The following is a 26563-nucleotide window of genomic DNA, read 5'->3' on the forward strand; positions in this document are numbered from 1 at the left end:
GAGGTACCTCGCCCGGGAGTGGAAGCTCCTTGACACCCACTTCTGCGCCAGCGACGCGGCAGGGGAAGTGAGCTACTTGTCGATTTTGAGCGGCATTCATCTCGATCTGGCTCGCATTGTCCAATCATGACAACCATGAAACGGGAGGCTCGGGCCCATGACTGTGCAGGAAGTTCAGTTCCGCAACGTCGCCACGGAAATTGGCCGAATAGCATTCTCTCCCGACGGCTCCTCGTTCCAGCAGCGAACGGCAAATGTCGCGCAGGTCGCCGCGGCGGAGGCCGAGGCGGTCGATCGCGAGGCGCGATTCCCGCGGAAGGCGATCGACGCGGCGCGCAAGGAGGGACTTCTGGGCGCCCAGATTCCGGTCGAGTTCGGCGGAGACGGTGCGCCTATCTCCGAGGTGGCCGATATGTGTTACGCGCTCGGCCGCGCCTGCGCTTCGGTCGGGATGATCTTCGCGATGCATCAGACCAAGGTCGCGTGCCTGGTTCGCCACGGCGCGGGCAGTGGTTGGCATGAGAGCCTCATGCGCCGCGTGGCTGCCGAGCAGATGCTGCTGGCGTCGTCGACCACGGAAGGCCAGAACGGCGGAAACATACGCTTCAGCTCGGCCGCAGTGGAGAGCGCCGGCACCGAGATTTCGCTGGTGCGCGACGCGACCGTGATTTCGTACGGCGCCGAGGCGGACGGCATCATCACCGTCGCCCGCCGCTCGGACTCCGCCGCCGGATCCGATCAGGTGTTACTCGCCATCACCCGTGACGACTATACGCTGGAGCCCACTCTCGGGTGGGAGACGCTCGGCATGCGCGGGACCTGCAGCGCCGGCTTCAAGTTGAATTTCAGGGGCGCCGCGGACCAGATATTCCCCGTGGCATACGAAAAGATCCATGCGCAGACGATGACGCCCGTCGCCCACCTGTGCTGGTCCTCAGTCTGGGCGGGGATCGCGGCTGCGGCGGTGGACCGGGCGCAGCTCTTCATTCGCAAGGCCGCCCGCGGATCGGGCGGCAACATGCCTCCCGGTGCGGCGCACTTCACCGCCGCCAAAATGACCCTGACGAAACTACGCGCCGTCATCGCCGCGAATCTCCAGCTCTATGGAGCTCGCGAACGGGACATGCGCGCGCTTTCGTCCGTCGACTTCCAGTCCTCGATCAATCTTCTCAAGGTGGAGGCCTCGGAGCTCGCGGTTGCGACCGTCATGCACGCGATGCGCGCCTGCGGCCTGTCCGGATACCGCAACGACACCGACGTCAGTATCGGTCGCCACCTGCGTGACGTGCTTTCCGCTCCGATCATGATCAATAACGATCGCATCCTCTCCAGCATGGGTACCGCCACGCTGATGAGCACCGTTCCGGGCTCTTTGTGCGATTGATCTCCTTCTGAAAAGGAAACGGCCTAATGAACCTGGCCATTGTCGAAGCACCGGCGGACTCCACTCCGCCTCCGGCCGATCCGCTGGACCATCTTGCGGATGCGCTGTTCCACGAGATGGGCTCTCCCGGCGTCTATGGCCGCACCGCACTCTATGAAGACGTTGTGGAGCGAATTGCGGCGGTGATCTCGCGCAATCGCGAGCCGAACACCGAGGTGATGCGCTTCCCGCCCGTCATGAACCGCGCCCAGCTTGAGAGGTCGGGCTATCTGAAGAGCTTTCCCAATCTTCTCGGCTGCGTCTGTGGCCTGCACGGCATAGAAAGCGAGATCGACGCGGCGATCAGCCGCTTCGATGCCGGCGGCGACTGGACTGAATCGCTATCGCCAGCCGATCTCGTGCTGTCGCCGGCAGCCTGCTATCCGCTCTATCCGATCGCCGCGAGCCGAGGGCACGTGCCGGCAGCCGGCTGGAGCTTCGACGTGGCCGCCGACTGTTTCCGTCGCGAACCTTCGCGCCATCTCGACCGGCTGCAGTCCTTCAGGATGCGCGAATTCGTCTGCATCGGGAGCGCCGATCACGTCTCGGCGTTCCGGGAGCGCTGGATCATACGCGCACAGAAGATCGCCCGAGATCTCGGGCTGACCTTCAGGATCGACCATGCCAACGACCCGTTCTTCGGCCGGGTCGGGCAGATGATGGCGGTGAGCCAAAAGCAGCTGTCGCTGAAGTTCGAACTGCTGGTGCCTCTGCGCTCCGAGGAGCGACCGACCGCCTGCATGAGCTTCAACTACCACCGCGATCATTTCGGCACCACCTGGGGCATCGTCGATGCGGCCGGCGGGCCGGCCCACACTGCCTGCGTAGCCTTCGGAATGGACCGTCTCGCCGTCGCCATGTTCCATACCCACGGCAAAGACGTCGCGCTGTGGCCGATCGCGGTGCGGGACCTGCTTGGCCTGGCGCAGACCGACCGCGGGGCACCGTCAGCACTCGAGGAGTACCGATGCGCCAAGGAAGCCGGGAGCTAGCCCGGGATCGGAGAGCGGAAGGGAGCGCCTCCATGAGGAGAGAGACTCTCGCCGTTCACGGCGGCTTCGAAAGCGATCCGGCAACGAAAGCCGTTGCCGTGCCGATCTACCAGACGGCCTCGTATGCATTCGACAGTGCCGATCATGGAGCCGCGCTCTTCAACCTTGAAGTGGACGGCTTCCGCTACACCCGGATCGGCAATCCGACCAACGCCGTGCTGGAGAAGCGCGTCGCCGCCCTGGAAGGAGGCATCGAGGCGCTCAGCGTGGCCTGTGGTCAGGCCGCAGTGAACTATGCGGTCGTGAACCTCGCGGAGATGGGCTCCAACGTCGTCTCGGTTCCGCAGCTCTATGGCACCACGCATACGCTGTTCGCGCACATCCTGCCGAGGCAGGGCATTGCGGTCCGTTTTTCGGACGACGACCGGCCGGAAAGCGTCGAAAGGCTGATCGACGACGATACACGGGCGGTGTTCTGCGAGAGCGTCGGGAATCCGGCCGGAAATGTCTGCGACATCCAGGCGATGGCCGATGCCGCGCACAGGCACGGCGTCCCGCTCATCGTCGACAACACGGTGCCGACACCGATCCTGCTCAGGCCGATCGAATACGGCGCAGACATCGTCGTGGAGTCGCTGACGAAATTCATGGGCGGGCATGGCACGACGCTTGGTGGAATTATCGTCGACGGCGGCAGGTTCCCGTGGGCGGAGCATCGCCGGCGCTTCCCGATGATGAACGAGCCGGAGAAATCCTACCACGGGCTGGTCTTTACCGAGCGCTACGGCGCCGCCGCCTACATTGCGCGTTGCCGCGCCGTCTCCCAGAGGACCACCGGCGCCGTCCTGGCGCCGATGAACGCTTTCCTGCTGCTCCAGGGCATCGAGACCGTCGCGCTCCGGATCGAGCGGCACGTCGAGAATGGCGCAAAGGTCGCGCAGTTCTTGCGCAATAACCGCCGTGTCGAGTGGGTGAACTATGCCGGCTTTCACGACAGCCCCTATTTCGTGCTGACGCAGAAGTATCTGGGTGGCCGGGCGTGTTCACTGCTGACTTTTGGCGTGGCTGGAGGCTTCGAGGCGGGCAAGCGGTTCTACGACGCGCTGAAGCTTTGCAAGCGGCTGGTCAATATTGGCGACGCGAAAACGCTCGCCTGCCACCCCGCATCGACAACGCACCGGCAAATGTCGGCCGAAGAACAGGACAAAGCCGGCGTACGGCCCGAGATGATCAGGCTGAGCGTCGGAATTGAGCACATCGACGACATCGTCGCCGATCTCGATCAGGCCCTCTGCGCCGCGAATTGACGTTCGTCAACCATGAAGGCACTCGCATGACTGTCTTGATCGACGTAGACTCGGACGAGCACCACCTCTTATCGAGAGCGCCCGGCAACGGCGCCCGCGCGATGGCATCACCGGGAAACCGGGCGGAGTGCCTCGACATCGGGCTCATCAACAACATGTCGGATGCGGCCTTGATGTCGACCGAGCGCCAGCTGTTCGACTTGCTGGCTGCGGCTGCCGGACGACTTTGCGTCAGGCTGCATTTCTATACGATGGAGGCGACCCCCCGTTCGGAATGGGGGCGCGATTACGTTCGTCGATACTACCGTGGCATCGACGATCTGCTGAACAGACGCCTGGACGGAGTGATCGTGACCGGCGCCGAACCCAGAGCCGCCAGTCTGACGGACGAGCCGTACTGGACCACCTTCGCCGAGATCGCGGACTGGGCCCGGGAGAATACGGTGTCGTCGGTGTTTTCCTGTCTGGCCGTCCATGGGGCCGTCCTGCACCTGGACGGCGTTACCCGCCACAAGCTGCCTACCAAATGCTTCGGTGTCTTCGCTCAAACAAAGACGAGACATCATCCCTTGATGCAAGATGTGCCGAGGACCTTCCGAATTCCGCACGCCCGGTGGAACGAGGTGCAGGAGGAGGATCTCTCGGACTGCGGATATTCGGTTCTCACCTGGTCGGCGGAGGCTGGCGTCGATTGCTTCGTCAAGCAACAGAAGAACAGCCTTTTCGTCCATTTCCAGGGGCACCCGGAATACGAAACCCAGAGCCTGCTGGGTGAATATCGAAGGGATATGGGTCGCTTCCTCCGGGGAGAGAACGAGGTCTGTCCGACGATACCGAGGGGCTATCTGAACAAGGGCGCGGAAGAGATACTGATCGCTTTCCGACAGAAAGCCCTTTCCGACAGACAACCAGAGCTTTTTGCCGACTTTCCAGCGGATCAGCTGACGAGGGACCTGAGCAACGTCTGGCATCTGCCGGCCCAGCACATATACCGCAACTGGTTGCAGTACATGGTGTCGCAGCCAGCCGGACGCTCAAAGCCGTTGGGATCCCGAGAAGCGGCTCCGTCTGCCGCCGGAATTCCGGCACATCGCCACGGACGCAAGTTGGTTGCTGCTCGATCCGCTCGTCTGGCGCGTTCGCCAAATCCGGCGACCAAGAGGCGGCTCGGCTACTACGAGTGAGAGTTCGGACCATGATCCGATGTCGTGAGATAGGAATAGCCGATCTCGACGCCATCGCCGATCTTCTGACACGCGGCTTTCCGACCCGTTCGCGGGACTACTGGATCGACGGACTCCGGCGCCTGTCCGTGCGCGAGACGCCCGACAGCTTCCCGCGCTTCGGCTACATGCTTGAGCATGACCGGGCGCCCGTCGGTGCTTTGCAGTTGATCCACACCGCAAGGAACGATGGTGGAAGCATTTCCATCCGCTGCAATCTCTCCAGCTGGTATGTGGAACCTGCCTTTCGCAGCTACGCACCGATGCTGACCAAGGTAGCGCAGCGCCACAAGGACGTGACCTACGTCAATATCAGTCCGGCGGAATGGACTTGGCAAGTCATCGAAGCGCAGGGATTTCGCCGCTATTGCGGTGGCCTGTTCTTCTCCTTTCCGGCGCTGTCGCGTCCGGCCAAGGCGATGCGTGTTGAGGTCGTCCGGCAGGACGCGCAGGCGATCGACGGCTTGTCCGAGGCTGACGTCGTGTTGCTGGCACGTCATGCAGCCTACGGCTGCCTCTGCCTGATATGCCGCGCCTCCGATGGCCGCGCCTTTCCATTCGTCCTGCAGCCGATGCGCGTCCGTAGGATCAGGCTCCTGGCGATGCAAATGATTTATTGCCCCGATGTGGCCGACTATGTCGTGTGTGCCGGCGCCATCGGCCGCTTCTTGCTGCGGCGCGGCCGGATATCGATTGCGCTCGACGCCAATGGCCCTGTGCCTGGCCTCGTCGGCATCTACAGGGAGCCGATCGGCCGCAAATACTTCAAGGGCCCGCATTGCCCCCGGCTTGCCGATCTGTCGGATTCCGAGCTGGTGATCTACGGACCATAACTTAGTCGACCCGGAACGGAGGTTCGTCATGGTTCCCGATACCAAGTCCATCAGCCATTCGAGGACATGGACATTCTTCCGAGGCCAGTGGCACGGGGGCAATGTGCCGATCATGGGGCCGCGTACCCATGGGCTCTGGCTCGCCTCGACCATCTTCGATGGTGCGCGCGCTTTCGAAGGCGTCATGCCCGACCTCGATCGTCATTGCGCCCGCGTCAATCAATCTGCGGTCAACTTCGGGCTCAAACCGGTCGTCGATCTCGACACGTGGCTCGGACTGGTGCGCGAAGGTATCGCCCGTTTCCCGGTCAATGCCGAACTCTACATCCGCCCGATGTACTGGCCGCAGAACGGCATCGGCGGCGGTGTGCTGTTCGATCCGGAAACGACGGACTGGTGCCTTTGCATCTACGAATCGCCGATCCCGGAGCCCGTCGGCAGCGCGATTACCCTGTCGCCGTTCCGCAGACCGACCGCCGAATGCGCGCCGGCCGATGTCAAGGCCTCCTGTCTTTATCCGAACAGTTCCCGTGCGCTCAGGGAGGCCGCCTCGCGCGGCTTCCAGAATTGCCTGATGCTGGACATGCTCGGTAACGTCGCGGAGTTCGGCAATTCGAACGTGTTCATGGCGAAAGACGGCGTTGTCTTTACGCCTGCGCCGAATGGCACGTTCCTGAACGGAATCACGCGGCAGCGCGTGATCGAACTTTTGCGCGGTGACGGCATCACGGTGATAGAGGCAACGCTGCGCTACTCCGATTTCGTCAGCGCGGACGAGATCTTTTCGACCGGCAATTTCGCAAAAGTCGCGCCGGTGATCCGGATCGACGACCGGCAACTCAGGCCAGGGCGCTTTTATGCGCGGGCACGAAAGCTGTATTGGGATTTTGCCCACGGAATGAAGCTTGCTGCGTGAGAGGGCATCACTGGGCAACATTGCGAGAGGATAGGGCGCGACTCTATATCAGCTTTCGCGGTCGCTCTGGTCAGCCAAGAAGCATTGCGAAATGTGAGAGGATGCGCGTGACGGCGAGCAGGAGGACCGTCCTTGCTGGCACCTATTCAGCGGCGACCCGGCCCGTGCGGCGGGGGCGTTCCTCGTCGGATGTGACGAAGAGGTGGCCTGCGTGCTTGATCACGTTGTCGGTCGTCTCGCGGATATGGCGCTCGATCAGCTCCTCGGCCTTCGCGGCATCGCGCGCGACGACCGAATCCATGATCATCTTGTGCTCGACATCCTTGGCGCGCCATTTGGTCCGGAATTGCGAGGACATGCGGCGGTAGCGGTGCGCGCGTTCGAACAGCTTCTGGCGGATCTCCAGGAGGTTGGGCGAGCCGCACGCGGCAACAAGCGAAAGATGAAAATCGCCGTGGAGCTTGCCCCATTCTTCCGAGAGATAATAATTGGAGCCGAGCCGGTTCTGCAGGCGATCCATCCGGTGGAATGCGCCGATGATGTCCGCCTCCCAGGCGTCGTCGCCGTTCTTGATCGCGAGCGCAACGCATTCGCGCTCGATGAGCACGCGGACATAGGTGAGGTCGTTGAGATCGTCGATCGAAACCGGCGCGACGACGAAGCCGCGCTGATCCTCCGCGATGACGAGCCCTTCGGCCACGAGGCGCGACAGCGCCTCCCTCAGCGTCGAAAAGCTCACCGCGTACATGTCCCGTAGCGCCTCGAACCGCAGCTTGGCGCCGGGCTTGAGCGTGCAACTGATGATGTCTGCGCGCATCCGGTGGAGCACGTCAGCCGCGCGTGTTTCACCTGCTGGCTTGACCCTCTCACGCATCCGACGCCGTCCTGCCATCCCTCTGCTGCCAGTCAGTATCATCGATTTTCGAAAGAATATCAAACAGTTCGGGCTGCCATTGCCCGGTTGGCACGGCGGTATCCACGGTGTTGAACGGATCGAAGCCTGCAGCAAGCGACGGGATTGCTGCGAACTCTCCGAACAGCTTCGGGTCCCTTCGTCGGCGAGCAGGATCGGACGAAGTCGTATAATTTCGAAATAATAACGCTTCATCGAAAATATGTTTGTGCGCATTGCCCTGATGCGGTATCAGGACATCAAACATCGTCGAGCCCTGGGAGGGGAGCAATGCCGCCTATTGTTCATGCGGTCGGGTACGTGAAAATCAACACCACGGCGATCGAGGCCGTGGTCCGGGACGCGACCGAAATCCTCGGCTTGCAGATCACCTACACGGACGAGGGGCAGACCTGGTTGAGCTCCAACGGGCGCGCGGCGGAACTGGTGCTGCTCAAGTCGCACGAGAATGCGACCCATACGATCGGATTGGAGGCGCTCACCGTCGATGCCGTCCGCGAGGCGGAGTCGCGCGTCGAGAGCGCCGGATGTCGCGTCATCTCGCGTAAACCCAGCCTCGATTGCATGGCCGCGGGCGTCACCTTCGCCACGCCGGAAGGGCTGCGCTTCGAGGTGCATACGCCGACGCGCGACCAGATCTACGGTCGGCGCTATCCGACCCACGGCGTCGGACCGAACCGCATGGATCATCTCAATCTGACGTCGCCCGATCCGATTGCAACGCGCCAGCAGCTCGAGAGGATCTGCGGCCTCCGCATATCCGAACGCATGGTCGACGACAGCCTGAGCTGGATGTACGGCGGCAATCGCCAGCATCACATCGTCGGCGTCGTTCGCGGCAAGGTGGGGCTGCACCACTACTCCTTCGAGTTCAGGGAGTTCAACGACTACCTGAAGCTCGGTGACCTGCTTGACCGCTTCGACAGGCAGATGCTGTGGGGGCCGGGCCGGCATCGGCCGGGCGACAACACCTACGCCTATTACACCGATTCCAGCGGCGCGATGATCGAGTGCTCCGGATCGATGGCTCTCATCGCTGACGACGACGGCTTCGTGCCGAATGTCATCACCAATCTCGAGCGCCCGGGCAATGTGCGCTGCATGAATGTCTGGGGCACGCCCGCGCCGCTCGAATGGCGTCAGTTTCACTTTCCCTTCACCGCCATCACCTGACGGGAAGTCGGGCAGCCTTGCCCGTGTGCGCACTGCGTGAGCGCGCCGCCCCTGTCGCAGCCTACGAGAGAGATGCCAATGCAAGAGAAGCACACCTTCCGGTCTGACGGGCTCAAGCTATCGGCCGTATTGCACGTGCCGGACGCGAGAAAGCCGGGCCAGCGGCTGCCTGCCTTCATCGTCCTGCACGGCTTTGTCGGATCGAAGGACGAGTCCCACGCCGAAATCCAGGCGCGCATGCTCGAGCAGATGGGATATGTGGCGCTTCGCTTCGATTTCCGCTGCTGCGGCGAGAGCGAAGGTGAACGTGCGCAGGTGCGCTGCTTCGACCAGGTCGCAGACGCCAAGAACGCGCTGACGTTCCTTGCGGAGAGGGAAGAGGTCGATCCCGGGCGGATCGGCGTGGTCGGCCATAGCTTCGGCGCGGCCGTCTCCGTCTACGCCGCCGGCGTCGACGATCGCTTCGCCTGCGTGATCTCGTCCTGCGGCTGGGGCGACGGGGAGCGGAAATTCCGCGGCCAGCATCCGACGCCCGAAGCCTGGGCAAAATTCACCTCGCTTCTGGAGAAAGGACGCAAGCAAAAGCAGGAAACCGGCCAGAGCATGTGGATCTCCCGCTTCGATGCCGTCCCGATCCCGGAGCATCTGCGCAAGAATCTCTCGCCAAAGGCGATCATGGAGATTCCCGTCGAGACCGCGTGGAGCATGTACAATTTTCGTGCGGACGAGGTCGTCGGCAACATCGCGCCTCGTCCGATCCTGTTCCTGCACACCGCCAACGACACGATCACGCCGACGGAGCAGTCGATCCGCATGTTCGAGAAGGCCGGCCAGCCGGCCGAGCTCGTGCTGATCACCGGCACCTCGCATTTCCCGCTCGCCGAAGGCGATGCGCCGCGCACCAAGGCGATCATCAAAGGCTGGCTCGACAAGTTCTTTCCGTCTCCGCTCGGTGCCTGAGCATGACGGGCGCTTCAGACACGGTCGCGATCGGCGCCGATGCGCTCCGGCCGTTCGCGGCGGATCTTCTCAGGGCGGGCGGCTTCACGGCCGACCAGGCGGATCAGACGGCCGCCATGCTCGTCTGGGCCAATCTGCGCGGCACCGATTCGCACGGCGTGTTGCGGATCCCGCGCTACGTCGAGATGGTCGAGCTTGGTCTGATCAATCCCGCCGCCGAACCGCGCCAGGTTTCGGGCAAGGGCGCGGTGGCGGTGATCGACGCACAACGCGCGCCCGGCGCCGTCGGAATGAGCCTTGCTGTGCGAAAAGCAAGCGAGCTTGCGGACACCCACGGGATCGGCTGGTGCGCGGTTCGCTCCATCAGCCACGCCGGCGCGATCGGATACTACGCGCATCAGGTCGCTCAGGCGGGACGGATCGGCATTGTTATGACGGCTTCGAAACCGCTGATGATCTACCACGGATCCAGCGCAGAGGGCGTCTCAACGAACCCGATCGCGATTGCCGCGCCGACCGGCAATCCCGATCGTCCCTTGCTCCTCGACATGTCGACGGCATCGGTGGCGCTCGGAAAGATCATGGCTGCGAGGGATGCCGGTCAGCCGATTCCGGTTGGCTGGGCTGTCGATGGGAATGGCCAGGCGACAACGGATCCGCGCGAAGCAAAAGCGGTCCTTCCGATGGCCGGTCCCAAGGGTTCGGGCCTCTCTCTGATGATAGAGGTTCTCGCCAGCGTCCTGACGGCCAACCCACTCATCGCCGTTGCGCTCGTCCACGGCGGCGATCCAGGCGGCAACGGTCTGGTGGCTGTGCTCGACCCGTCGGCCTTCGGCGACAACTTCACCCTTGAAGTCGATCGGCTCGGCGCGGCGATCAAGAGCCTGCCGCCCGCGGCCGGGGCGGACAGCGTATACCTGCCGGGCGAGCGCGGCTTTGAGGAAATGGAAAGACGGTCGCGCGCGGGGATTCCGCTCGCGCGGGGAACTGTTTCGCGATTGCTGGCGCTCGCCTCGAAACTGAATGTGGCGGTGCCCGAAGGCGTTGCCTAGTCGAGGACCCTCGGGCGCACCCCGGGCCGACCATCCCCACCTGCCTGCGTTGCGCGCGGGAGCCCAGCGTTTCCGTCAACCCTGATCTCGGCGACATCGGGACGTGGATCGGTATACTGCCACCATGTACCGGAACAAGGATCAGATGATGGACGATACGATTGGCTTCCCCGACCCCGGCCTCGACCTGTCCGACGGTTTCAAGCCGCACACCTCGCATTGGGGCGTGTTCTCGGCGCGCAACGGCGCAGCCGGCCTTGAGGTCAGGGCCTATGCGGGCGATCCTGATCCGAACGGCATCATCGACAATTTCCCGGGCGCGCTGCGACATCAGGCGCGCATCGCCCAGCCGGCGATCCGCCGCGGTTGGCTCGAGCGCGGGCCCGGTCCGGACGATCGCCGCGGTCGCGACGAATTCGTCTCCGTGAGCTGGGAGAAGGCGCTCGACCTCCTCGGCGACGAGCTCGGCCGCATCCGCGACACGCGCGGGCCCGGCGCCGTGTTCGGCGGCTCCTATGGCTGGTCGAGCGCGGGCCGCTTCCACCACGCGCAGAGCCAGGTGCATCGCTTCCTCAATATCGCGATGGGCGGCTATGTGCGTTCGGTGAATTCCTATTCCTCGGGCGCCTCCTCGGTGCTGCTGCCGCAAATTCTCGCGGGCTACGAGGACATCACCAAGCGCAACGTCACCTGGGAGCAGATCGCGACTGAGACGGACATCGTGCTGGCATTCGGCGGCATGGCGCTGAAGAACTCCATGGTGGCCGGCGGCTCGATCAGCAAGCATGTCGAGCGCGGCGCCATGGAAGCTGCGCGCAAGCGTGGCTGCGAGTTCATTCTCGTCAGCCCGCTCCGCGAAGACCTGCCCGTCGAGGCCGGTGCCGAATGGATGACCTGCGTGCCCAGCACCGACACCGCGCTGATGCTCGGCATCGTCCACACGCTGGTCAGCGAGAAGCTGCACGATCAGGCCTTCCTCGATCGCTACACGGAAGGCTGGCCCGTCTTCCTGCGCTATCTCACCGGCGAGAGCGATGGCCAGCCGAAGAGCGCCGAGTGGGCCGCCGCGATCTCAGGCGTTGACGCGGACACGATCCGCACGCTCGCCCGTCGCCTTGCCGGAAAGCGCGCGCTCATCACCGTCTCGCATTCGCTCCAGCGCGCCGAGCATGGCGAGCAGCCGGTGTGGATGGGCATGGTGCTGGCGGCAGCGCTCGGCCAGATCGGCTTGCCCGGCGGCGGCTACGCCTATTCGCTCGGGGCGATCGGCTATTACGGCCGCCGCGTCAACGACGTGCCGGGGCCGACGCTCGGGCAGGGCCGCAACGGCGTCCGTGATTTCATCCCGGTCGCGCGCATCGCCGACATGCTGCTCAATCCCGGAGCCACCTATCGATACAATGGCGAGACGCGCACTTATCCGGATATCCGCCTCGTCTACTGGGCCGGCGGCAATCCCTTCCATCACCACCAGGACATCAACCGCCTGCGCAAGGCTTTTGCGCAGCTCGATACCTTCGTCGTGCACGAGCTCGCCTGGACTGCGACGGCGCGCCACGCCGATATCGTGCTGCCGTCGACCATGACGCTGGAACGCGAGGACATCGGCTATTCCAGCAACGATCCCCTCATGGTCGCGATGCACCGGATCGCCGAGCCGTTTGGCCTCGCGCGCGACGACTACGAGATTTTTGCCGATCTTGCCGAGCGTCTCGGGGCGCGCGAACCCTTTACCGAAGGACGCACGTCGCGGGAGTGGCTAAAACATCTCTACGAGCCGACCCGCGCCTCGCTCGCCATGCGCGGCCTCGAAGCGCCGAGCTTCGACGAATTCTGGCAGCGCGGCAGCCTGGTCGTGCCGCAACAGCCCGACGACGGCGGCCGATTGCGCCGCTTCCGCGAGGACCCGGTCGCTCACGCCCTGCCGACGCCGAGCGGCCGCATCGAGATTTTCTCGACGAAGATCGCCGGCCATGGCGATGCGGATTGTCCGGGCCATCCGGTCTGGCTCGACAAGACCGACATGCCCAAGCCCGGTGCGCCATGCTTCCTCGTCGCCAACCAGCCGGTGACGCGCCTGCACAGCCAGCTCGATTTCGGCGGACATTCGCTCGGCGCCAAGCATCGCGGCCGCGAGGTCGCGCGCATGAACCCGGTTGATGCCGACGCGCGCGGCATCAAGGACGGCGACATCATCCGCCTGTTCAACGAGCGCGGCGCATGCCTCGCCGCGGTCCATGTCACCGACGGCATCGCGCCCGGCGTGGTCCAGCTCCCGACCGGCGCCTGGTACGACCCGATGGACCCCGAGGACGACGCGCCGCTCTGCGTCCACGGCAATCCGAACGTGCTCACCCGCGACGTCGGCACCTCGTCCTTCGCGCAGGGCTGCACGGGGCAGCTGACGACGGTGGAGGTGGAGAAATTCACCGGCAATCTGCCGCCGATCCGGGCGTTCGATCCGGTGTAGCGGGGCGTTCGCCCCTTGCTCCGTCATTGCGAACGCAGCGAAGCAATCCAGAGTCTTTCCGCGGTGGCAGTCTGGATTGCTTCGCTGCGCTTGCAATGACGATGTGGAGGCTGTGAGCGCAACTTCATCCCCGTCAACAGACAAAGAAAAGGAGCCGTCCTGTGTGGGAGCAGGGACGGCCCCGAGTGGCTCGTAGGCCCGGGAGGACGAGGGCGCGAGCCGGCACAAGTGGCAGGGCACTACGTTCGAAACGTTGCAGACCAAACCAGACGCGTATTCCGCAACGCCATGTCGCCTGTCGTGTCGAAAGGACGAGCTACGCGGCCGCGCTGGCCATCCAGTCCCTGTCTGCAGCAGGACGGCGCCGCGGCAGCGCTTCCGCTGCGAGAGGCTCGGCCTTGCTGGCGAGGCGCCAGCGTGCCGGAGACTGGCCGCTGATGCGCTTGAAGACGGTCGAAAAATGCGCCTGGGTGCTGAACCCGACGGCAAGTGCGATTTCGGCCAGTGGCCGCCCGGTCGTCGCGAGCAGCGTCTTCGCATTCTCGATCCGGTGATTGAGCAGATATTCGCGCGGACGGTAGCCGGTCGCGGCGCGGAACTGTGCTGCAAAGTGCATTCTGGACAGGCCGGCGACATTGGCGAGTTCGGACAGGCTGATGCAGCGGTCGAAATTGTCCGCGATATATTGCTCAACGCGCCGCAGCCGCCATTTCGGCAAGGCGTTGACCCTGGCACGCGGCGGCTCCAGCCGGGCCAGATGCATCGCAAGGGTCTGGCCGACGCAGCGTGTGAACTCCCGGTCCGCGGCATCGCCATGCTCGGTCAGCGCCCTGGCGAGCTCGGCCGCGAGCGGGTCGCGCAGCAGGACGAGGTCGCCAAGTCCTTCCGCGGCAGGCGATTGCGCCGGGAAATGATCAGCGGAGATATGGAAGTGCAGGAAGGCGCAAGGCGCCTGGAATTGTGCGGCGAGAGGCTTCGACGGTGCGCTGACATAGAGCGTCCCTGCGGGCATGGTGCCGTCGAAAATGACCTGGCGGTCACGGGTCAATTTCGCACGCGTGGCCTTCAGGGCAATGCCGACGAAGTAGCGATCCTCCGGCGTCGTCGCATCGTGCGACGAGCTGTCTCTGAAATCCTCCCATCGCGAAATCGTGATGTCCTCGATCGCCGCCTCCGGGCCGCGGTCGATCCGGCGCCACCCGCGTTCCCTCGGGATCGCCTGTGCTGCCTGGCGGAGCTGGTGATCGCGCGGCTCGGCCTGAAGATCAATCCAGGCAGGCGCCGCCTGCAAGTCGGTAAACATCGCTCGTCCTCTCTTGGCATCGCGGCCGCTGGCGGCGACCGGCAAACCCCCAAGCCCGAAGCTTTCGACAAGGCTTTCGAGAAGGTTTTCCATGCTCAGAGGATAGGCGTGAGCCGGACAAGAAGCCCGTTAGTGATGATTAGGATGTGTTAGATTTTGTGTGCGCGAACATGGTGTGACAGCGCGTCGCAGAGAGGTCGACTTTCTCAAATGTTTCAAGTCTTTGGCGCGAGGATGGCGCCGGACCTGATGTGGCGATCGACCCACCGGTGTGAGGTTCGCGCTCGGCGTTCACTGGACATCGCCTCGGCGCTCGATATGGCGCGCCGCGCGTCTCGATGCGGTGGAGGTGGTCGTCAGGATGAGCGACAAGTGAACGAGCTTTCGGCAGGACATGGCCCCCGCAGCAGTGGATCGTGACGTCGAGAGCCGCGCCGGCGGAAGCCGTCGGCGCCTCCTGCCTTCGTCTTCAGCCCTTGTGTCCGTCCAGTCGCGCAAGGAAGTCGCGGACGAGCGACGCGATCTCGTCGGTCGCCTCGTCCAGCGCGAAGTGACCGGCTTCGAGGATGTGAACCTCCGCCTCCGGAACATCGTCGCGATAGGCCGTGGCGCCGGCGACGGCGAAGGATGGATCGTACTTGCCCCAAACCACCAGCGTCGGTGGCCGCGTCTTGCGCAGCCAGTCCTGCCATTTGGGATAGGACGCGACGTTGGCCCGGTAATCCAGGAAAAGCGTGGTCTGGATCTCGGCCTGGCCCGGGCGCGTCAGAAACGCGTATTCGTCGGTCCATGTATCCGGATCATAGCGTTCCGGGCGCGGGCTGGAACCGAGGTGCCGCTGGCGTGTCGCCTCCAGAGAGGTGAAGTTGGCCTTGAGCGCCTCGAGCTCGTGCGCCGGATCCGCCCAGTATCTGCGACGCGCTTCCCAGAGCGGGCTCAGCCCCTGCTCATGCGAAACGGCGTTCTGGATGATGATGGCGCTGGTACGTTCGGGATGCGCCAGCGCCATGCGGAAGCCGACGGGGCCGCCGTAATCCTGCATGAACAGCACGTAGCGGCTCAGGCCGAGCTTCGCCGTGAGCTCGCCGATCACGCCGGCGATATTGTCGAACGTGTAGGCGAAGCCGGACGGCGGCGGCGCGCTGCTGTTGCCGAAGCCGGGATAGTCCGGTGCGATCAGGTGATATTTGTCGGCCAGCAGCGGCAGCAGGGGCTCCCACATCCGCGAGGAGGAGGGGAAGCCGTGCAACAGCAGCACGGTCGGCGCGTCTCCCGGCCCGGCCTCGCGGTAGAAGATCTTGAGGCCCCGGATCTCGACGGTGTGATAGCTGATCGAGCGCCGGCTCGACCGCAGCTCCTGCGCCGAGGCCTGCACGGTCGCGCAGGCAAGGGCGGCAGAGAGGGCGAGGGTGGCTGGAATGCTCATATGTCGTCGCTCCGATGTCAGGCCGCCGCGCGATCGCCCGCTCCGGCGCTCGCGCGCGCGGCAGCTTCGGCCCGCCGCACGACGTCCGTGAGCTCGGGCGTAAAGCTTTCGTCGCCGTCCTCGATATGTCCCGTCAGCCGCGCCGTGATCTCCTGGAACACCCAGCCGTTGCCATCGGGATCGCTGAACGAGGCGTAGGAGGCGTAGCTCTTGCGCTGCGGGTTCGGGCCGGCGGCAAGGTCCTGGACGCTGGCATGATGGAATATGCCGCCGGGGTCGTGGAACGGCTCGCCGACGGTGATGCCGCGACGGCGCAGGTCGTCGCATGCGGCCTCGATGTCGGACACGATGAGATGGAGCCCCTTCACGGAGCCGGGAGCAGCAATGGTGAGGTTGCTGCCGAAAATGACTGAGCAGCCCGAGCCGGGAGGCGTGAACTGGATCACGCGATAATTGCTTGGGCCCTGATAGTCGATGTCGAGCCGCCAGCCGAGGTCGGCATAGAAGCGCTTGGCGCGCTCGACGTCCGAGACCGGGAGGACGACGACCTCGATCTTCATATCGACCGTATCGGTGGAGGCGGGTTCGCGAAGCCCGGCCTCGAGGATGTCGACGTCCTGCTCGACGGTCCCGCCGCTGATGCCGACGCCGGCGACGAGCTGTCCGTCGATGTGCAGCGGCGCGCCGCCGCCCATCGAGCAGAAGCGTCCGCCCGCAACTCCCATCAGGGGAAACAGAGCCTGTCCGGGCTGGACCATCGGAGAAAGCTCCGCCGTTCGCAGCCCCACCAGCGCGGACGTATAGGCCTTCCGCTCCGACAGCTCGAGCGAGAAGGTCGGCGCGCCGCTCATACGGTGCTTGAGAATGATGTTGCCGTGAATGTCGATGATGCAAACCGCCATCGGAACTGTGGCGCGGGCAGCCTCCGCTTCGATGCGCTCTGCGATCGTCTTCGCATAGGAAAGCAGGTCCATGATCGTGTCCTCTCCGAGGAATATCGCGGCGTCGGGAGGCGCCGTCGCGGGCGCCTCCCGAGATGCGACCGCATCCAGAATTTTACGACGCCTTCGCCATCGGTTTGCTCTTGAGGGCGGCGAGCAGCGTCTGCGCGGCGGGGCCCGACGAATGCGGATTCTGTCCCGTGATCAGCTGGCCGGCGCTGACGACGTGCACGCCCCAGTTGGCCGTTTTCGAGAAGACGGCACCGAGCTTCAACATCTCGTCCTCGACGAGGAAGGGAACCACCTTGGTCAGGCCCACGTCCTCTTCCTCGCCGTTGGTGAAGCCGGTCACTTCCTTGCCCTGGACCAGCGGCTTGCCATCGGGCGTCTTGACGTGGCGCAGCGCTCCGGTCGAATGACACACGACGGCGATGGTCTTGCCGGCGGCGAGGAAGGACTCGATCAGCTTGACCGAGTTCTTGTCTTCGGCGAGGTCCCACATCGGGCCGTGGCCGCCCGGATAGAACAGCGTGTCGAAGTCTTCCTGCCGGACGCTGTCGAGGCGGACGGTCTCGTCGAGCTGGGCTTCCGCCGCCGCATCGTTCTCGAAACGCACCGTCAGGTCGGTGCGGAACTCGGGCTCGTTGCTCTTGGGGTCGAGCGGCGGACGGCCGCCCTTGGGCGAGGCGAGCGTGATCTCCGCGCCGGAATCCTTGAAGACGTAGTAGGGGGCTGCAAGCTCTTCGAGCCAGAAGCCGGTCCTGCGTCCGGTGTTGCCGAGCTGGTCGTGGGAGGTGATGACCATCAATACTTTCATGACACGGATTCCCTTGATTGCGTTTGCTGAATGACGCGCTCCCTCCTGGTGGAGCACATCGGTGCAAGTCTTCGTCGAGCTGCTGCGTCCGTTCGCCGCTCGCAAGCGTAATCTGCACCCAAGTTGGGCCGTTGGCTCGTTATGTGGTGTTAGACGTTGCGAGGGCGGCGTGTCGCCGCGGCTACTCGAACACGGCGTCGAAGATCTCGACGTCCATCAGCACGGGCCTGGCAATCACGGTTCCATCAGCCTGCAGCGTCTGCACGCGCCGAAGCGTCGGCACCACGATGCCGGCGAAATTGTCATGGGCCCAGGAATAATGCGCTACCTTCATCCCGAAGAGATCGTGATCCGTCCGCCGTTGCAAAGCGCTCTGGTCGAAATAGAAGGTCTGCTCGGGCGCGAGCGTGATCAGGTGCGCGGGGAATTGCGCCCGCAGCCGCCGCCAGGTCTCAGTGCCTTCAGACCACGGTGACAGCTCCTCCAACACGACATCGGGATGAGCGAGCAGGAATGGAATCGTCAGATAGTTCCAGATCGCGACGCCGCAGAAGAAGACGAGATGCAGTTCGTCCGCAAGCGCGGGGGCACTGGCCTCGGGAAATGCAAGGCTCGGATTGCGCCAAGTCCGCAGCACCTCGCCATCCAGGCTTTCGATCGTGATCGCGTCCGGTTGAAAGGAGCCCGAGTGTTCTCCCCCGGTGATGCCGGTGAAGCGGACGGATTGCGTCCGGGTCGAGCCTTCCGCGGTCACATCCTTGAATTCTCTGGCATGTCCGGCACTGGAGAACAGCATTCCGCCGACGGAAAGGTGGAGCGTGAAACGGTTCAAGCTGCTCCAGCGGTCCAAACCGCCACTAGCATCGATTACATCGTGAAGGAGAGCCATGTCCCGCCATATCCACCGTGAAACGTCACCACCATGGCGGGGCGGATGCGGCTTGGCGTGTTAGAAGTTGTTAGGAGTTGCGAGCAGGCAGTATGGCGGTATCTCGTTGAAGATACTCTCAATTCAGCGCGCCCAGGAGCTCCCTGGCGGCGACGAGATCACGGGTCTGGAGGCCCTCTTGGTACCGCGCGAGGAGCGGCGCGAGCAGATCGCGTGCGTCGCCGGCCTTTCCGGCATGACGCCAGACGCGGCCGAGGCTGATCGCCCCCCGCAGCTCCCAGCCGAGCGCGCATTGCCGGCGTGATAGATCGAGCGATTTCCGGAAGTAATTCTCGGCCCCCGCGGCATTTCCCGACCCGGCCAGGATGTCGCCCTTGACCCTGAGCATCTCCGGCATGTCGAAGGATTCGCCGTGCTCGGGGATCTGGGCGATGGCCTCATCGATCGTACGCAAGGCCTCATCGGGCTGGTTCTGCGCCACGAGACCCTCGGCAAGCGCGGTCGCAAACACCGTCGTCATGATCCGGTGCCGTGTGGCGTATAGCGTAGCCTGGCTGCGGCGAAGATGCTCGATCCCGCCGGCGACGTCGCCGCGGCGCAGCAGCAGCTCGCCCTTCTGGCCGATGCCGACCGCGTGGTAGGGGCCGAGGAAGTGCCGCGCCGAATGGTCGATCAGCCGCTCGATCAGGCTTTCGGCACTGGCCCAGTCGCCCACCCAGAGGAACACGTAGATGGTCCAGATCAGGGAAATGCCGAGGGTGAGCGGCTGTTCGAGCAGCTCGGCCTCGCGCACCGTGTATCTGGCCGCCTCGACGGCCCGATCGGGCCGGCCGGTGAGCCAGAGCCCGCGCGCCAGCGCCACCAGTGCAACGATGCGGTCGTCATAACCGAGATGGCCGATGTTCAGCCGCTGCGAGCCGGGATTGTGCACCATCGCGCTCTCGCAGAACTGCACGGCCTTGTCCTGGTTGCCGATCAGATGGTGGGCGACGCCGAGCATCCATTCCACGTTCAGTGTGGCGGCTGGATCATTCAGCTTCCGCGCGACGCCTTCGCCCTGCTCGCCGGTTCCGAGCGCGCCGTGAAAATCTCCGACCCTGGTCAGGTAGATGTGCAAGCCGCGCAGCAGCCAGAGCTGCCAGTGCAGGTCCTCGAGCTCTCTGGCAAGCTGGAGGCTGCGCGTGAAGGCGGAGCGGACCGCCTCCGTATTGCCCTGCGTGAACATCACGGAGACGCCGAGCGCGGCCTGCAACGTCATCTCCTGGCGGCTGTCGATCACGCCCTTATCGAGAGATACAAGCGCCTGTTGTGTCCAGCGGTAGCATTCCGTCAGCAATGTCAGCTCGAGGAAGAACTGGGCCGCTGAGGCCGCCAGATCCACGCCGATCGTCCGGTCGCCGACATCCGAGAAGCTCCAGGTCAGCGCGGCCCTCACATTGGGCAGGTGGTCGGCATAGGGAAGGAAGCCGCCCGCGCTCTGCATGCCCGTGGATTTGAGCGCGATGTCGTGCAGGAAATCGCGGAAATATTCGGCGTGGGCACGCGCGACGCGGGCCGCTTCGCCGCTCTCGACCAGCTTGCCGGCGACGAAGGTGCGGGTGGTGTCGAGCAGGCGATAGCGCAGCCGCCGCTCCGCGGGCGAGGTCGCGATCAGGGACTTGGAGAGCAGGTTCGAGATGGCTTCGACGGCCTCGGATTCGCCGATACCCTGGCAGGACGCGACGGCAAGCGCGGCTTCCAGGGTGAAGGGCCCGACGAATACCGATAATCCGCGCAGCGTTGCGCTTTCGGCTGCCGGCAGCAAATCGTAGCTCCAGGCGAGCGCGGCGCTCAGGGTCTGGTGCCGCGGGATTGCGCTGCGCCGTCCCCGCCACAGCAGCGAGAAGCGGCTGTCCAGCAGCGAGGCGGTCCCGGCAATGCCGTAGGCGTTCACACGTCCGGCCGCGAGCTCGATCGCCAGCGCAATGCCGTCCAGCCGCCGGCAGATATCGGCGACGAGCGGCGCATCCTCCTCGCTGAGCTCGAATTCGCTCAGGCTCTCGGCAATGCGTTCCACGAAGAGTTGGCTTGCGGGATAGGCAAGGATGTCGGCGATGCCGAGCCCGTCGCGCTCTGGTGGGCAATCCAGCGGAAACAGCCGATGGACGCGCTCACCTTCGCTGCGAAAGGATTCGCGGCTGGTGGCGAGAATATGCAGCTCCGGCGCCTCCTGGACGAGCCGCTCGGCCACCGGTGCGAGCTCGTCGAGGATGTGCTCGCAACTGTCGAAGACCAGCAGCGTCCGCCGGCTGCGCAGGAACGCCAGCAGGCCCGGCATCGGGTCGTCGGAATTGACGGTCAGGCCCAGGGTTGCCGCAATCGTTCCGGGAACGAGCCGGGCATCCGTCAGCGCTCCGAAATCGACGAAGCTCACCTGGCCGTCGAAGGCCGTGAGCTCGCCATGCGCGACGGCAAGTGCGACCGAGGTCTTGCCGATCCCGCCGGGGCCGACGATTGTGATGAAGCGATGCAGGGCAAGCTCGGCCGAAATCTTCTCGACGGCCTCGTCCCGCCCGATCATCCTCGCAAGCGGTGAGGGCAGCGCGTGGGGCGACGAGACAGGCGGGCTCGTTCGGCTCTCCGAAGGCGCAGGGTGAAGCAGCGGGGCGGTGAAACAATAGCCGCGTCCGGGGACGTTGACGACGTAGCGGGCACCTTCGCCGGCATCCCCTAAGGCCTTGCGCAGCGTCGTGATGTGGAAGCGCAGGCTGCCTTCGTCGACCGTCACGCCGGACCAGACCCGCTTGATCAACTCGCGCTTGTCAACGACCTCGCCGGCGCGCTCGGCGAGGAAAATCAGAATGTCGAGTGCGCGGCCGCCAAGGTGAAGCGGGGCGCCGTCCTTCTCCAGCAGCCGCGACTTTGCGAGCAGCCGGAATGGACCGAAGGCAATGGTCGAATCCTGGTCGTTAGTGTCCGGCACGGGCCAATGATTCCAGTGAAAGGGCTGGCGTCTGCGCTTTGACCTACCTGAGCGAGGTTATCAGTAAACGGACCGAAAGTGGCGAAATCGCGTGGGGATCGGCCGAATGCAGGCGGGATACCCGTCGCGAATTTTGCTTAAACGCGAGCGGTTTATGACGCGACTGCGACAAATCGTCAGCAGGCTTGACCGTCGCGACGACGGCCTCCGCTGCCGGTTTGTGATGCGTCGATCATAACAGAATCTTGCAACGTCTAACGGGCAAAACGCGCGCGATGCATCCAGTATGGCTTCCGAGTTAGGTCCTATTCCAATGGGAGGCTATCATGTCCGTTATCGGCTCCATGTCGGACGCCACTGCCGTTCGATCTCAATTTGTCGCCAGCCTTGACGATCAGTCGCGTGATTGGGAACTCGTGCTGCGGGAGTCCCATCACCGCATGAAGAACACGCTGACGCTGCTGGGTGCGTCAGTCCGTCGCGACTTCACGCGGGCCGGCACCAGGGACGTGTCGCTTGCGGTGGATCGGTTCGAGCGGCGCGTCGTTGCTTTCGGCAGGCTCTATCAGCTCCTGTCCGACAACGACGATGACTCGGCCGTCCCCGTCGGGGCTTTTTTCGAAAATCTCTGCGGAGCGCTCTCCGAAGCGGTGCTGGAGCCGGCGGGCGTCCGCTGCGAGGCCGCGATCGAGAGCGGCGTGCTGCCGGCATCGCAATGTCATCGGCTCGCGCTGATGTTGACGGAGCTGGTCACGAATGCGGCAAAGCACGCCTTCCCGAACAAGAATGGGGCACTGATCCGCATCGACATGGACAACCGCGACGGCGCCTGGGTCTGCACGGTGGCCGACAACGGGATCGGCGCCACCGGGCCGCTTCAGGGCACCGGCATCCGCATTCTCGAAGGGCTCGCACGCAGCATCCACGCGCGGTTGCATGGCGAGGCGGGGGAGGGCGGCACGCGGGTAACCATCGTGATGCCGGCTGCTTGAAGTTCGACTGTGTCCGGAACCGCTAACGAGCCCAAGCATTCAAGCAGGCATTCGAGAACGAGCGACATTCGCCGTTCTGCGCAAAGTTGAGCCTGCAAAGCAAAGTTGAGCCTGGAAAGAATGGGTTCGGTTGAGAGCCCGCGCCTCACATCAGGGAGTTCGACATGGCTACACTCGAAATCGATCGCGAAGCCGGGACCAGACCCTCGCCGTCGCGCAGCGTTGATCTGAAGCTCGAGGTCGTCGTGATCCCGGTGTCCGACGTCGACCGCGCCAAGGCGTTCTACATGCGACTCGGCTGGCGATTGGACGCCGATTTTTCCTCTGGCGACGACTGGCGCGTGATCCAGTTCACGCCGCCGGGCTCGGCCTGCTCGGTGATCTTCGGCAGGAACGTCACGGCGGCAGCGCCCGGCTCGGTGCGCGCCTGTATCTGATCGTCTCCGATCTGGAGGCGGCACGACAAGATCTGCTGGGCCGGGGCATCGCGGTCAGCGAGCCGTTCCACGGCGGCGGCGATGTTCATGCCGGGCCGGACGAGCCGTACCTGTTCGGCAGTATCCGGGTCAGCGGTGTTGACCCGAAGCGCGGCAGCTACAGCTCCTTCGCCTCGTTCAGCGATCCCGACGGCAATGGCTGGCTGTTCCAGGAGATCACCACACGACTGCCCGGACGCATCGCGGCAGACGGCACGAATTTCCCCTCGCAAAGCGATCTGGCGGCGGCACTGCGCCGCGCGGCGGTGGCGCATGGCGAGCATGAGAAGCGAACCGGCGGACACGACGACAACTGGGCGGACTGGTACGCCGACTACATCGTGCGCGAACAGGCCGGTCAGCCGCTGCCGTCCTGAAGTTGCTGCATCCTCCATTCACGGCGCGCGATGACTTGGTCATCGCACGCCGTGTTGCGTTGTATCGCGCCCATCGCGGAATCGTCGATCGCTGGCCTCTAGCGCGCAGACTCGCAACGGCTAACGCGGTCTAACAATCCATAACGAGCAAATCGGAAGTGCCTGCGCCAATCTCCTTGCACGACGAACCGACGTCTCGATTTCGAATTCGGTCAACGGTGCCGACCAAAGCAAGGGAGATCCAACATGACCACGCAAGCACGCGCCGACATCCTCAACCCCGACCGCCGTCAATTGCTGGGCCAGGCCGCGATGACAGCGGTCGCCGCCAGCGTTGCGAGCCTGTTGCCGCTCCGTCCGGCAAAGGCGGCGGCGAGCGGCGCGATCCGCCCCTTCCACGTCAACGTGCCCGAGGAGGATCTGCTCGATCTGCGCCGGCGCCTCGCGGCAACGCGCTGGCCCGATCGCGAGATCGTCGCCGACCAGTCGCAGGGCGTGCAGCTGACCACGGTCCAGCAGCTCGTGCGCTACTGGCAGAACGATTATGACTGGCGCAAGGTGGAGGCGCGGCTCAACGCGCTGCCGCAATTCGTCACCGAGATCGACGGCGTCGACATCCACTTCATCCACGTCCGCTCCAGGCACGAGAATGCGCTGCCGATGATCGTCACGCATGGCTGGCCGGGTTCGATCATCGAGCAGATGAAGATCGTCGGCCCGCTGACCGATCCGACCGCGCATGGAGCGAAGGCGGCGGACGCGTTCGATCTCGTGATCCCTTCGCTGCCCGGCCATGGCTTCTCCGGCAAGCCGACGACGCTCGGCTGGGATCCACAGCGCATTGCGCGTGCCTGGATCGTGCTGATGAAGCGGCTTGGCTACAATCGCTACGTCGCGCAAGGCGGTGATTGGGGCAATGCGGTGACGGAGCAGATGGCGGTGATCGCGCCGCCGGAATTGGTCGGCATTCACACCAACATGCCCGCCACGGTTCCTGATGACATCGCCAAGGCGCTGCAGCCCGGCGGAACGCGCCCGTCAAACCTCTCGGCCGAAGAGCGCATTGCCTACGACCAGCTCGACGATTTCTACAAGCACGGTCTCGGCTACGCGATCGAGATGTCGAACCGGCCGCAGACGCTCTATGGCCTCGTGGATTCGCCGGCGGGCCTTGCGTCCTGGATGCTCGACCACGATGCGCGCAGCGCTGCGATGATCGCGCGGGTGTTCGACGGCGGGGCGGAAGGGCTGTCGCGCGACGATGTGATCGACAACATCACGCTGTACTGGCTCACCAACACCGCGGTCTCGTCGGCCCGACTGTACTGGGAGAACAAGCTGGTGTTCTTCGAGCCCAAGCACATCAATATCCCGGTCGCCGTCAGCGTGTTTCCGGACGAGATCTATGCCGCCCCGCGCAGCTGGACCGAAAAGGCCTACCCGAAGCTGATGCACTACAACCGGCTCGACAAGGGCGGCCACTTTGCCGCCTGGGAGCAGCCCGCGCTGTTCTCTGCGGAAATGCGCACCGCCTTCCGCCCGCTGCGCCAGTCGATCTGAACCGCATGGGGGACGCGCGCACCCGGCGCGTGTCCCAGTCCTTGAACGACACCATATCAGGAGTGCAAACAATGAACCGCCCCGAACGTACCTTCACGACCGAGGACATCCGCCTGGAGCGCCGCCTGCCGTCATATTGGCGCGTCACCTTCGATATGCCGCCGGTGAACATCTTCGGCCCGAAGCAGCTTCCGCTGCTGGGCGACATCGTCACCGCGATCGAGACCGATCCGGAAGTCAAGGTTGTCGTGTTCGACAGTGCCGTCGACGGCTTTTTCATCACGCATTACGACTTCCTCGCGCCGCTGGAGGATTCGCTGGGCATCCCGCCCGGGCCGACCGGTCTCCAGGCGCTGCCCGACATGCTGGTGCGTCTCAGTCGTGCGCCGGTGGTTTCCATTGCCTCGATCCGGGGCCGCGCCACCGGCGTCGGCAGCGAGCTCGCGCTTGCCAGCGACATGCGCTTTGCCAGCCGCGAGAAGGCGATCCTGTCGCAATGGGAAGTCGGTGCGGGCCTCGTGCCCGGTGGCGGACCGATGGCGCGGCTGCCGCGCCTGATGGGCCGCGGCCGTGCGCTCGAAGTGCTGCTCGGCGCCGACGACATTCGCGGCGATCTCGCCGAACGCTACGGCTATGTGAACCGGTCGCTGCCGGATGCCGAGCTCGATGGCTTCGTCGAGGCGCTCGCCATGCGTATCGCGTCGTTCGACAAGGAGGCTATTGCCGAGACCAAGCGCCTGGTCGATGTCGCCAGTCTTCCGCCCGATGTCGAGATCAAGCCCGAGTGGGATGCGTTCCTGGCCGCGCTTGGCCGCCCGGCAAGCCAGGCCCGTATCAAGGCGCTGATGGCGCGCGGCTTCCATCGCGCCGGCGACGTCGAGAACCGGCTCGGCTTCCACGTCGGACAGATCGGAAATTAGAGCGTTTTCGAACGAAGTGGATACCGGTTCGCGTGAAGAAAACGCGTCAAAACAAGAATCCGGAGCGCCGTTCCGATTCCATCGGAACGGGGCTCCGACGGAACCGCTGCGGCGTTCGGCCGGTTGGAATGGTGACAGGCGGTCGTGCCAATGTCGCTTTCCTCCGGTACCGAGCGCCGGCGCTAAACCCAACAAGGAGAATTGAGATGATCCGCAAAGCAACAGCAGTCTGGAAGGGCACCGGCCGCGATGGCACAGGCCATCTGTCGAGCGAATCCGGCGTGCTCGCCGAGACGCCCTATTCGTTCAAGACACGCTTCGAGAACGAGAAGGGCACCAATCCCGAGGAGTTGATCGCTGCGGCCCATGCCGGCTGCTTCACCATGGCGCTGGCCTTCGGTCTTCAGCTTGCCGGTTTCACGCCGGACGAGCTCTCGACCGAGGCCGCGGTTACGCTCGAGCCCGAAGGCAAGGGCTTCAAGATCAGCAAGTCGGCGCTCACGTTGCGCGCCAAGGTGCCGAACCTTGACGACGCAGGTTTCGCCAAGATCGCCGGCGAGGCCGAGAAGAACTGCCCGGTGTCGAAGGTGCTCAACGCGGCGATCACGCTCGACGCCAAGCTGATCTGACCGAACAGA

At 64.4% G+C, this 26563-nt stretch carries 22 protein-coding genes and 1 pseudogene; 15 read left to right on the forward strand and 8 right to left on the reverse strand.

Annotated elements, in window-relative coordinates; genetic code table 11:
• The first annotated feature begins 157 nt into the window (after positions 1-157).
• Genes EI171_RS15900 through EI171_RS15925 form a run of 6 tightly spaced genes read left to right on the forward strand, consistent with a single transcriptional unit; the run spans position 158 to position 6694 of the window.
• Positions 158-1384 carry an acyl-CoA dehydrogenase family protein gene (locus tag EI171_RS15900; RefSeq protein ID WP_110116875.1) on the forward strand — a complete coding sequence of 409 codons (1227 nt, stop codon included), beginning with the start codon at positions 158-160 and terminating at the stop codon, positions 1382-1384.
• A 26-nt stretch (positions 1385-1410) separates the two neighbouring features.
• Complete coding sequence (locus EI171_RS15905) at positions 1411-2415, forward strand: amino acid--[acyl-carrier-protein] ligase (protein WP_161533875.1); 1005 nt, start codon at positions 1411-1413, stop codon at positions 2413-2415.
• A 32-nt stretch (positions 2416-2447) separates the two neighbouring features.
• Complete coding sequence (locus EI171_RS15910) at positions 2448-3722, forward strand: O-acetylhomoserine aminocarboxypropyltransferase/cysteine synthase family protein (protein WP_011089021.1); 1275 nt, start codon at positions 2448-2450, stop codon at positions 3720-3722.
• 26 nt (positions 3723-3748) lie between these two features.
• Positions 3749-4906 (forward strand): homoserine O-succinyltransferase, encoded by a 1158-nt coding sequence (locus EI171_RS15915; protein WP_011089020.1) that lies wholly within the window; start codon positions 3749-3751, stop codon positions 4904-4906.
• 11 nt (positions 4907-4917) lie between these two features.
• Positions 4918-5778: a hypothetical protein gene (locus EI171_RS15920; protein WP_039185726.1), complete on the forward strand. Its 861-nt coding sequence runs from the start codon at positions 4918-4920 to the stop codon at positions 5776-5778.
• A gap of 28 nt (positions 5779-5806) precedes the next feature.
• On the forward strand, positions 5807-6694 hold the full coding sequence (locus EI171_RS15925; RefSeq protein WP_161533877.1) for a branched-chain amino acid aminotransferase: 888 nt from the start codon (positions 5807-5809) through the stop codon (positions 6692-6694).
• Between the two features lie 142 nt (positions 6695-6836).
• On the opposite strand, the gene EI171_RS15930 is transcribed toward EI171_RS15925, so the two are convergent.
• Both EI171_RS15930 and EI171_RS15935 read right to left on the reverse strand, forming a co-directional pair.
• Positions 6837-7568: a GntR family transcriptional regulator gene (locus EI171_RS15930; RefSeq protein WP_161533880.1), complete on the reverse strand. Its 732-nt coding sequence runs from the start codon at positions 7566-7568 to the stop codon at positions 6837-6839.
• Positions 7561-7854 carry a hypothetical protein gene (locus EI171_RS15935; protein ID WP_161533883.1) on the reverse strand — a complete coding sequence of 98 codons (294 nt, stop codon included), beginning with the start codon at positions 7852-7854 and terminating at the stop codon, positions 7561-7563. The genes EI171_RS15930 and EI171_RS15935 overlap by 8 nt, the downstream gene beginning before the upstream one ends.
• A 23-nt stretch (positions 7855-7877) precedes the next feature.
• Here EI171_RS15935 and EI171_RS15940 point away from each other — a divergent pair, with 23 nt between their 5' ends.
• The 4 genes from EI171_RS15940 to EI171_RS15955 all read left to right on the forward strand — a co-directional run bounded on the left by EI171_RS15940 (position 7878) and on the right by EI171_RS15955 (position 13262).
• Positions 7878-8780, forward strand: coding sequence for a VOC family protein (locus tag EI171_RS15940; protein WP_161533886.1), 903 nt, complete (start codon positions 7878-7880; stop codon positions 8778-8780).
• Between the two features lie 78 nt (positions 8781-8858).
• A complete protein-coding gene (locus EI171_RS15945) occupies positions 8859-9740 on the forward strand; it encodes an alpha/beta hydrolase (RefSeq protein WP_028175706.1) in 882 nt (293 codons plus the stop codon).
• 2 nt (positions 9741-9742) lie between these two features.
• Positions 9743-10792, forward strand: coding sequence for an Ldh family oxidoreductase (locus tag EI171_RS15950; protein ID WP_161533888.1), 1050 nt, complete (start codon positions 9743-9745; stop codon positions 10790-10792).
• 148 nt (positions 10793-10940) lie between these two features.
• The gene (locus EI171_RS15955) at positions 10941-13262 is read left to right on the forward strand and encodes a molybdopterin guanine dinucleotide-containing S/N-oxide reductase (RefSeq protein WP_161533890.1); all 2322 of its coding nucleotides are present in this window, start codon (positions 10941-10943) and stop codon (positions 13260-13262) included.
• 316 nt (positions 13263-13578) lie between these two features.
• Here EI171_RS15955 and EI171_RS15960 read toward each other — a convergent pair whose 3' ends face one another.
• The 6 genes from EI171_RS15960 to EI171_RS15985 form a co-directional block, all read right to left on the reverse strand.
• A complete protein-coding gene (locus tag EI171_RS15960; protein ID WP_161533892.1) occupies positions 13579-14565 on the reverse strand; it encodes a helix-turn-helix domain-containing protein in 987 nt (328 codons plus the stop codon).
• 469 nt (positions 14566-15034) lie between these two features.
• Positions 15035-15991, reverse strand: a complete 957-nt coding sequence (locus tag EI171_RS15965) for an alpha/beta fold hydrolase (RefSeq protein ID WP_161533894.1) — start codon at positions 15989-15991, stop codon at positions 15035-15037.
• A gap of 17 nt (positions 15992-16008) precedes the next feature.
• Positions 16009-16965 (reverse strand): heme-binding protein, encoded by a 957-nt coding sequence (locus EI171_RS46740; protein ID WP_161533896.1) that lies wholly within the window; start codon positions 16963-16965, stop codon positions 16009-16011.
• Between the two features lie 82 nt (positions 16966-17047).
• Positions 17048-17749: a type 1 glutamine amidotransferase domain-containing protein gene (locus EI171_RS15975; protein ID WP_161533898.1), complete on the reverse strand. Its 702-nt coding sequence runs from the start codon at positions 17747-17749 to the stop codon at positions 17048-17050.
• 181 nt (positions 17750-17930) lie between these two features.
• Positions 17931-18638, reverse strand: coding sequence for a hypothetical protein (locus EI171_RS15980; RefSeq protein WP_161533900.1), 708 nt, complete (start codon positions 18636-18638; stop codon positions 17931-17933).
• A gap of 118 nt (positions 18639-18756) precedes the next feature.
• Entirely contained in the window at positions 18757-21600 is a 2844-nt protein-coding gene (locus tag EI171_RS15985) for a winged helix-turn-helix domain-containing protein (RefSeq protein ID WP_161533902.1), read from the reverse strand.
• Positions 21601-21926: 326 nt separating this feature from the next.
• Between EI171_RS15985 and EI171_RS15990 the strand changes: the two genes are divergently transcribed.
• From EI171_RS15990 to EI171_RS16010, 5 genes and pseudogenes are all read left to right on the forward strand, one after another.
• The gene (locus EI171_RS15990; RefSeq protein ID WP_161533904.1) at positions 21927-22592 is read left to right on the forward strand and encodes a sensor histidine kinase; all 666 of its coding nucleotides are present in this window, start codon (positions 21927-21929) and stop codon (positions 22590-22592) included.
• A gap of 164 nt (positions 22593-22756) precedes the next feature.
• Positions 22757-23445 (forward strand): annotated as a pseudogene (locus EI171_RS15995) (VOC family protein).
• A 246-nt stretch (positions 23446-23691) separates the two neighbouring features.
• Positions 23692-25005 carry an epoxide hydrolase family protein gene (locus EI171_RS16000; protein ID WP_161533906.1) on the forward strand — a complete coding sequence of 438 codons (1314 nt, stop codon included), beginning with the start codon at positions 23692-23694 and terminating at the stop codon, positions 25003-25005.
• Positions 25006-25076: 71 nt separating this feature from the next.
• A complete protein-coding gene (locus tag EI171_RS16005) occupies positions 25077-25925 on the forward strand; it encodes an enoyl-CoA hydratase/isomerase family protein (protein WP_060908435.1) in 849 nt (282 codons plus the stop codon).
• A gap of 206 nt (positions 25926-26131) precedes the next feature.
• A complete protein-coding gene (locus EI171_RS16010) occupies positions 26132-26554 on the forward strand; it encodes an OsmC family protein (protein WP_011089002.1) in 423 nt (140 codons plus the stop codon).
• Positions 26555-26563 lie beyond the last annotated feature (9 nt).

Source organism: Bradyrhizobium sp. LCT2 (genome assembly GCF_009931255.1).
Taxonomy (GTDB): Bacteria; Pseudomonadota; Alphaproteobacteria; order Rhizobiales; family Xanthobacteraceae; genus Bradyrhizobium; species Bradyrhizobium diazoefficiens.

Coding starts and splice junctions, on each gene's coding strand:
- EI171_RS15900 (WP_110116875.1), top strand. CDS start 158: ATGACTGTGCAGGAAGTTCAGTTCCGCAACGTCGCCACGGAAATTGGC.
- EI171_RS15905 (WP_161533875.1), top strand. CDS start 1,411: ATGAACCTGGCCATTGTCGAAGCACCGGCGGACTCCACTCCGCCTCCG.
- EI171_RS15910 (WP_011089021.1), top strand. CDS start 2,448: ATGAGGAGAGAGACTCTCGCCGTTCACGGCGGCTTCGAAAGCGATCCG.
- EI171_RS15915 (WP_011089020.1), top strand. CDS start 3,749: ATGACTGTCTTGATCGACGTAGACTCGGACGAGCACCACCTCTTATCG.
- EI171_RS15920 (WP_039185726.1), top strand. CDS start 4,918: ATGATCCGATGTCGTGAGATAGGAATAGCCGATCTCGACGCCATCGCC.
- EI171_RS15925 (WP_161533877.1), top strand. CDS start 5,807: ATGGTTCCCGATACCAAGTCCATCAGCCATTCGAGGACATGGACATTC.
- EI171_RS15930 (WP_161533880.1), bottom strand. CDS start 7,568: ATGCGTGAGAGGGTCAAGCCAGCAGGTGAAACACGCGCGGCTGACGTG.
- EI171_RS15935 (WP_161533883.1), bottom strand. CDS start 7,854: ATGTTTGATGTCCTGATACCGCATCAGGGCAATGCGCACAAACATATT.
- EI171_RS15940 (WP_161533886.1), top strand. CDS start 7,878: ATGCCGCCTATTGTTCATGCGGTCGGGTACGTGAAAATCAACACCACG.
- EI171_RS15945 (WP_028175706.1), top strand. CDS start 8,859: ATGCAAGAGAAGCACACCTTCCGGTCTGACGGGCTCAAGCTATCGGCC.
- EI171_RS15950 (WP_161533888.1), top strand. CDS start 9,743: ATGACGGGCGCTTCAGACACGGTCGCGATCGGCGCCGATGCGCTCCGG.
- EI171_RS15955 (WP_161533890.1), top strand. CDS start 10,941: ATGGACGATACGATTGGCTTCCCCGACCCCGGCCTCGACCTGTCCGAC.
- EI171_RS15960 (WP_161533892.1), bottom strand. CDS start 14,565: ATGTTTACCGACTTGCAGGCGGCGCCTGCCTGGATTGATCTTCAGGCC.
- EI171_RS15965 (WP_161533894.1), bottom strand. CDS start 15,991: ATGAGCATTCCAGCCACCCTCGCCCTCTCTGCCGCCCTTGCCTGCGCG.
- EI171_RS46740 (WP_161533896.1), bottom strand. CDS start 16,965: ATGGACCTGCTTTCCTATGCGAAGACGATCGCAGAGCGCATCGAAGCG.
- EI171_RS15975 (WP_161533898.1), bottom strand. CDS start 17,749: ATGAAAGTATTGATGGTCATCACCTCCCACGACCAGCTCGGCAACACC.
- EI171_RS15980 (WP_161533900.1), bottom strand. CDS start 18,638: ATGGCTCTCCTTCACGATGTAATCGATGCTAGTGGCGGTTTGGACCGC.
- EI171_RS15990 (WP_161533904.1), top strand. CDS start 21,927: ATGTCCGTTATCGGCTCCATGTCGGACGCCACTGCCGTTCGATCTCAA.
- EI171_RS16000 (WP_161533906.1), top strand. CDS start 23,692: ATGACCACGCAAGCACGCGCCGACATCCTCAACCCCGACCGCCGTCAA.
- EI171_RS16005 (WP_060908435.1), top strand. CDS start 25,077: ATGAACCGCCCCGAACGTACCTTCACGACCGAGGACATCCGCCTGGAG.
- EI171_RS16010 (WP_011089002.1), top strand. CDS start 26,132: ATGATCCGCAAAGCAACAGCAGTCTGGAAGGGCACCGGCCGCGATGGC.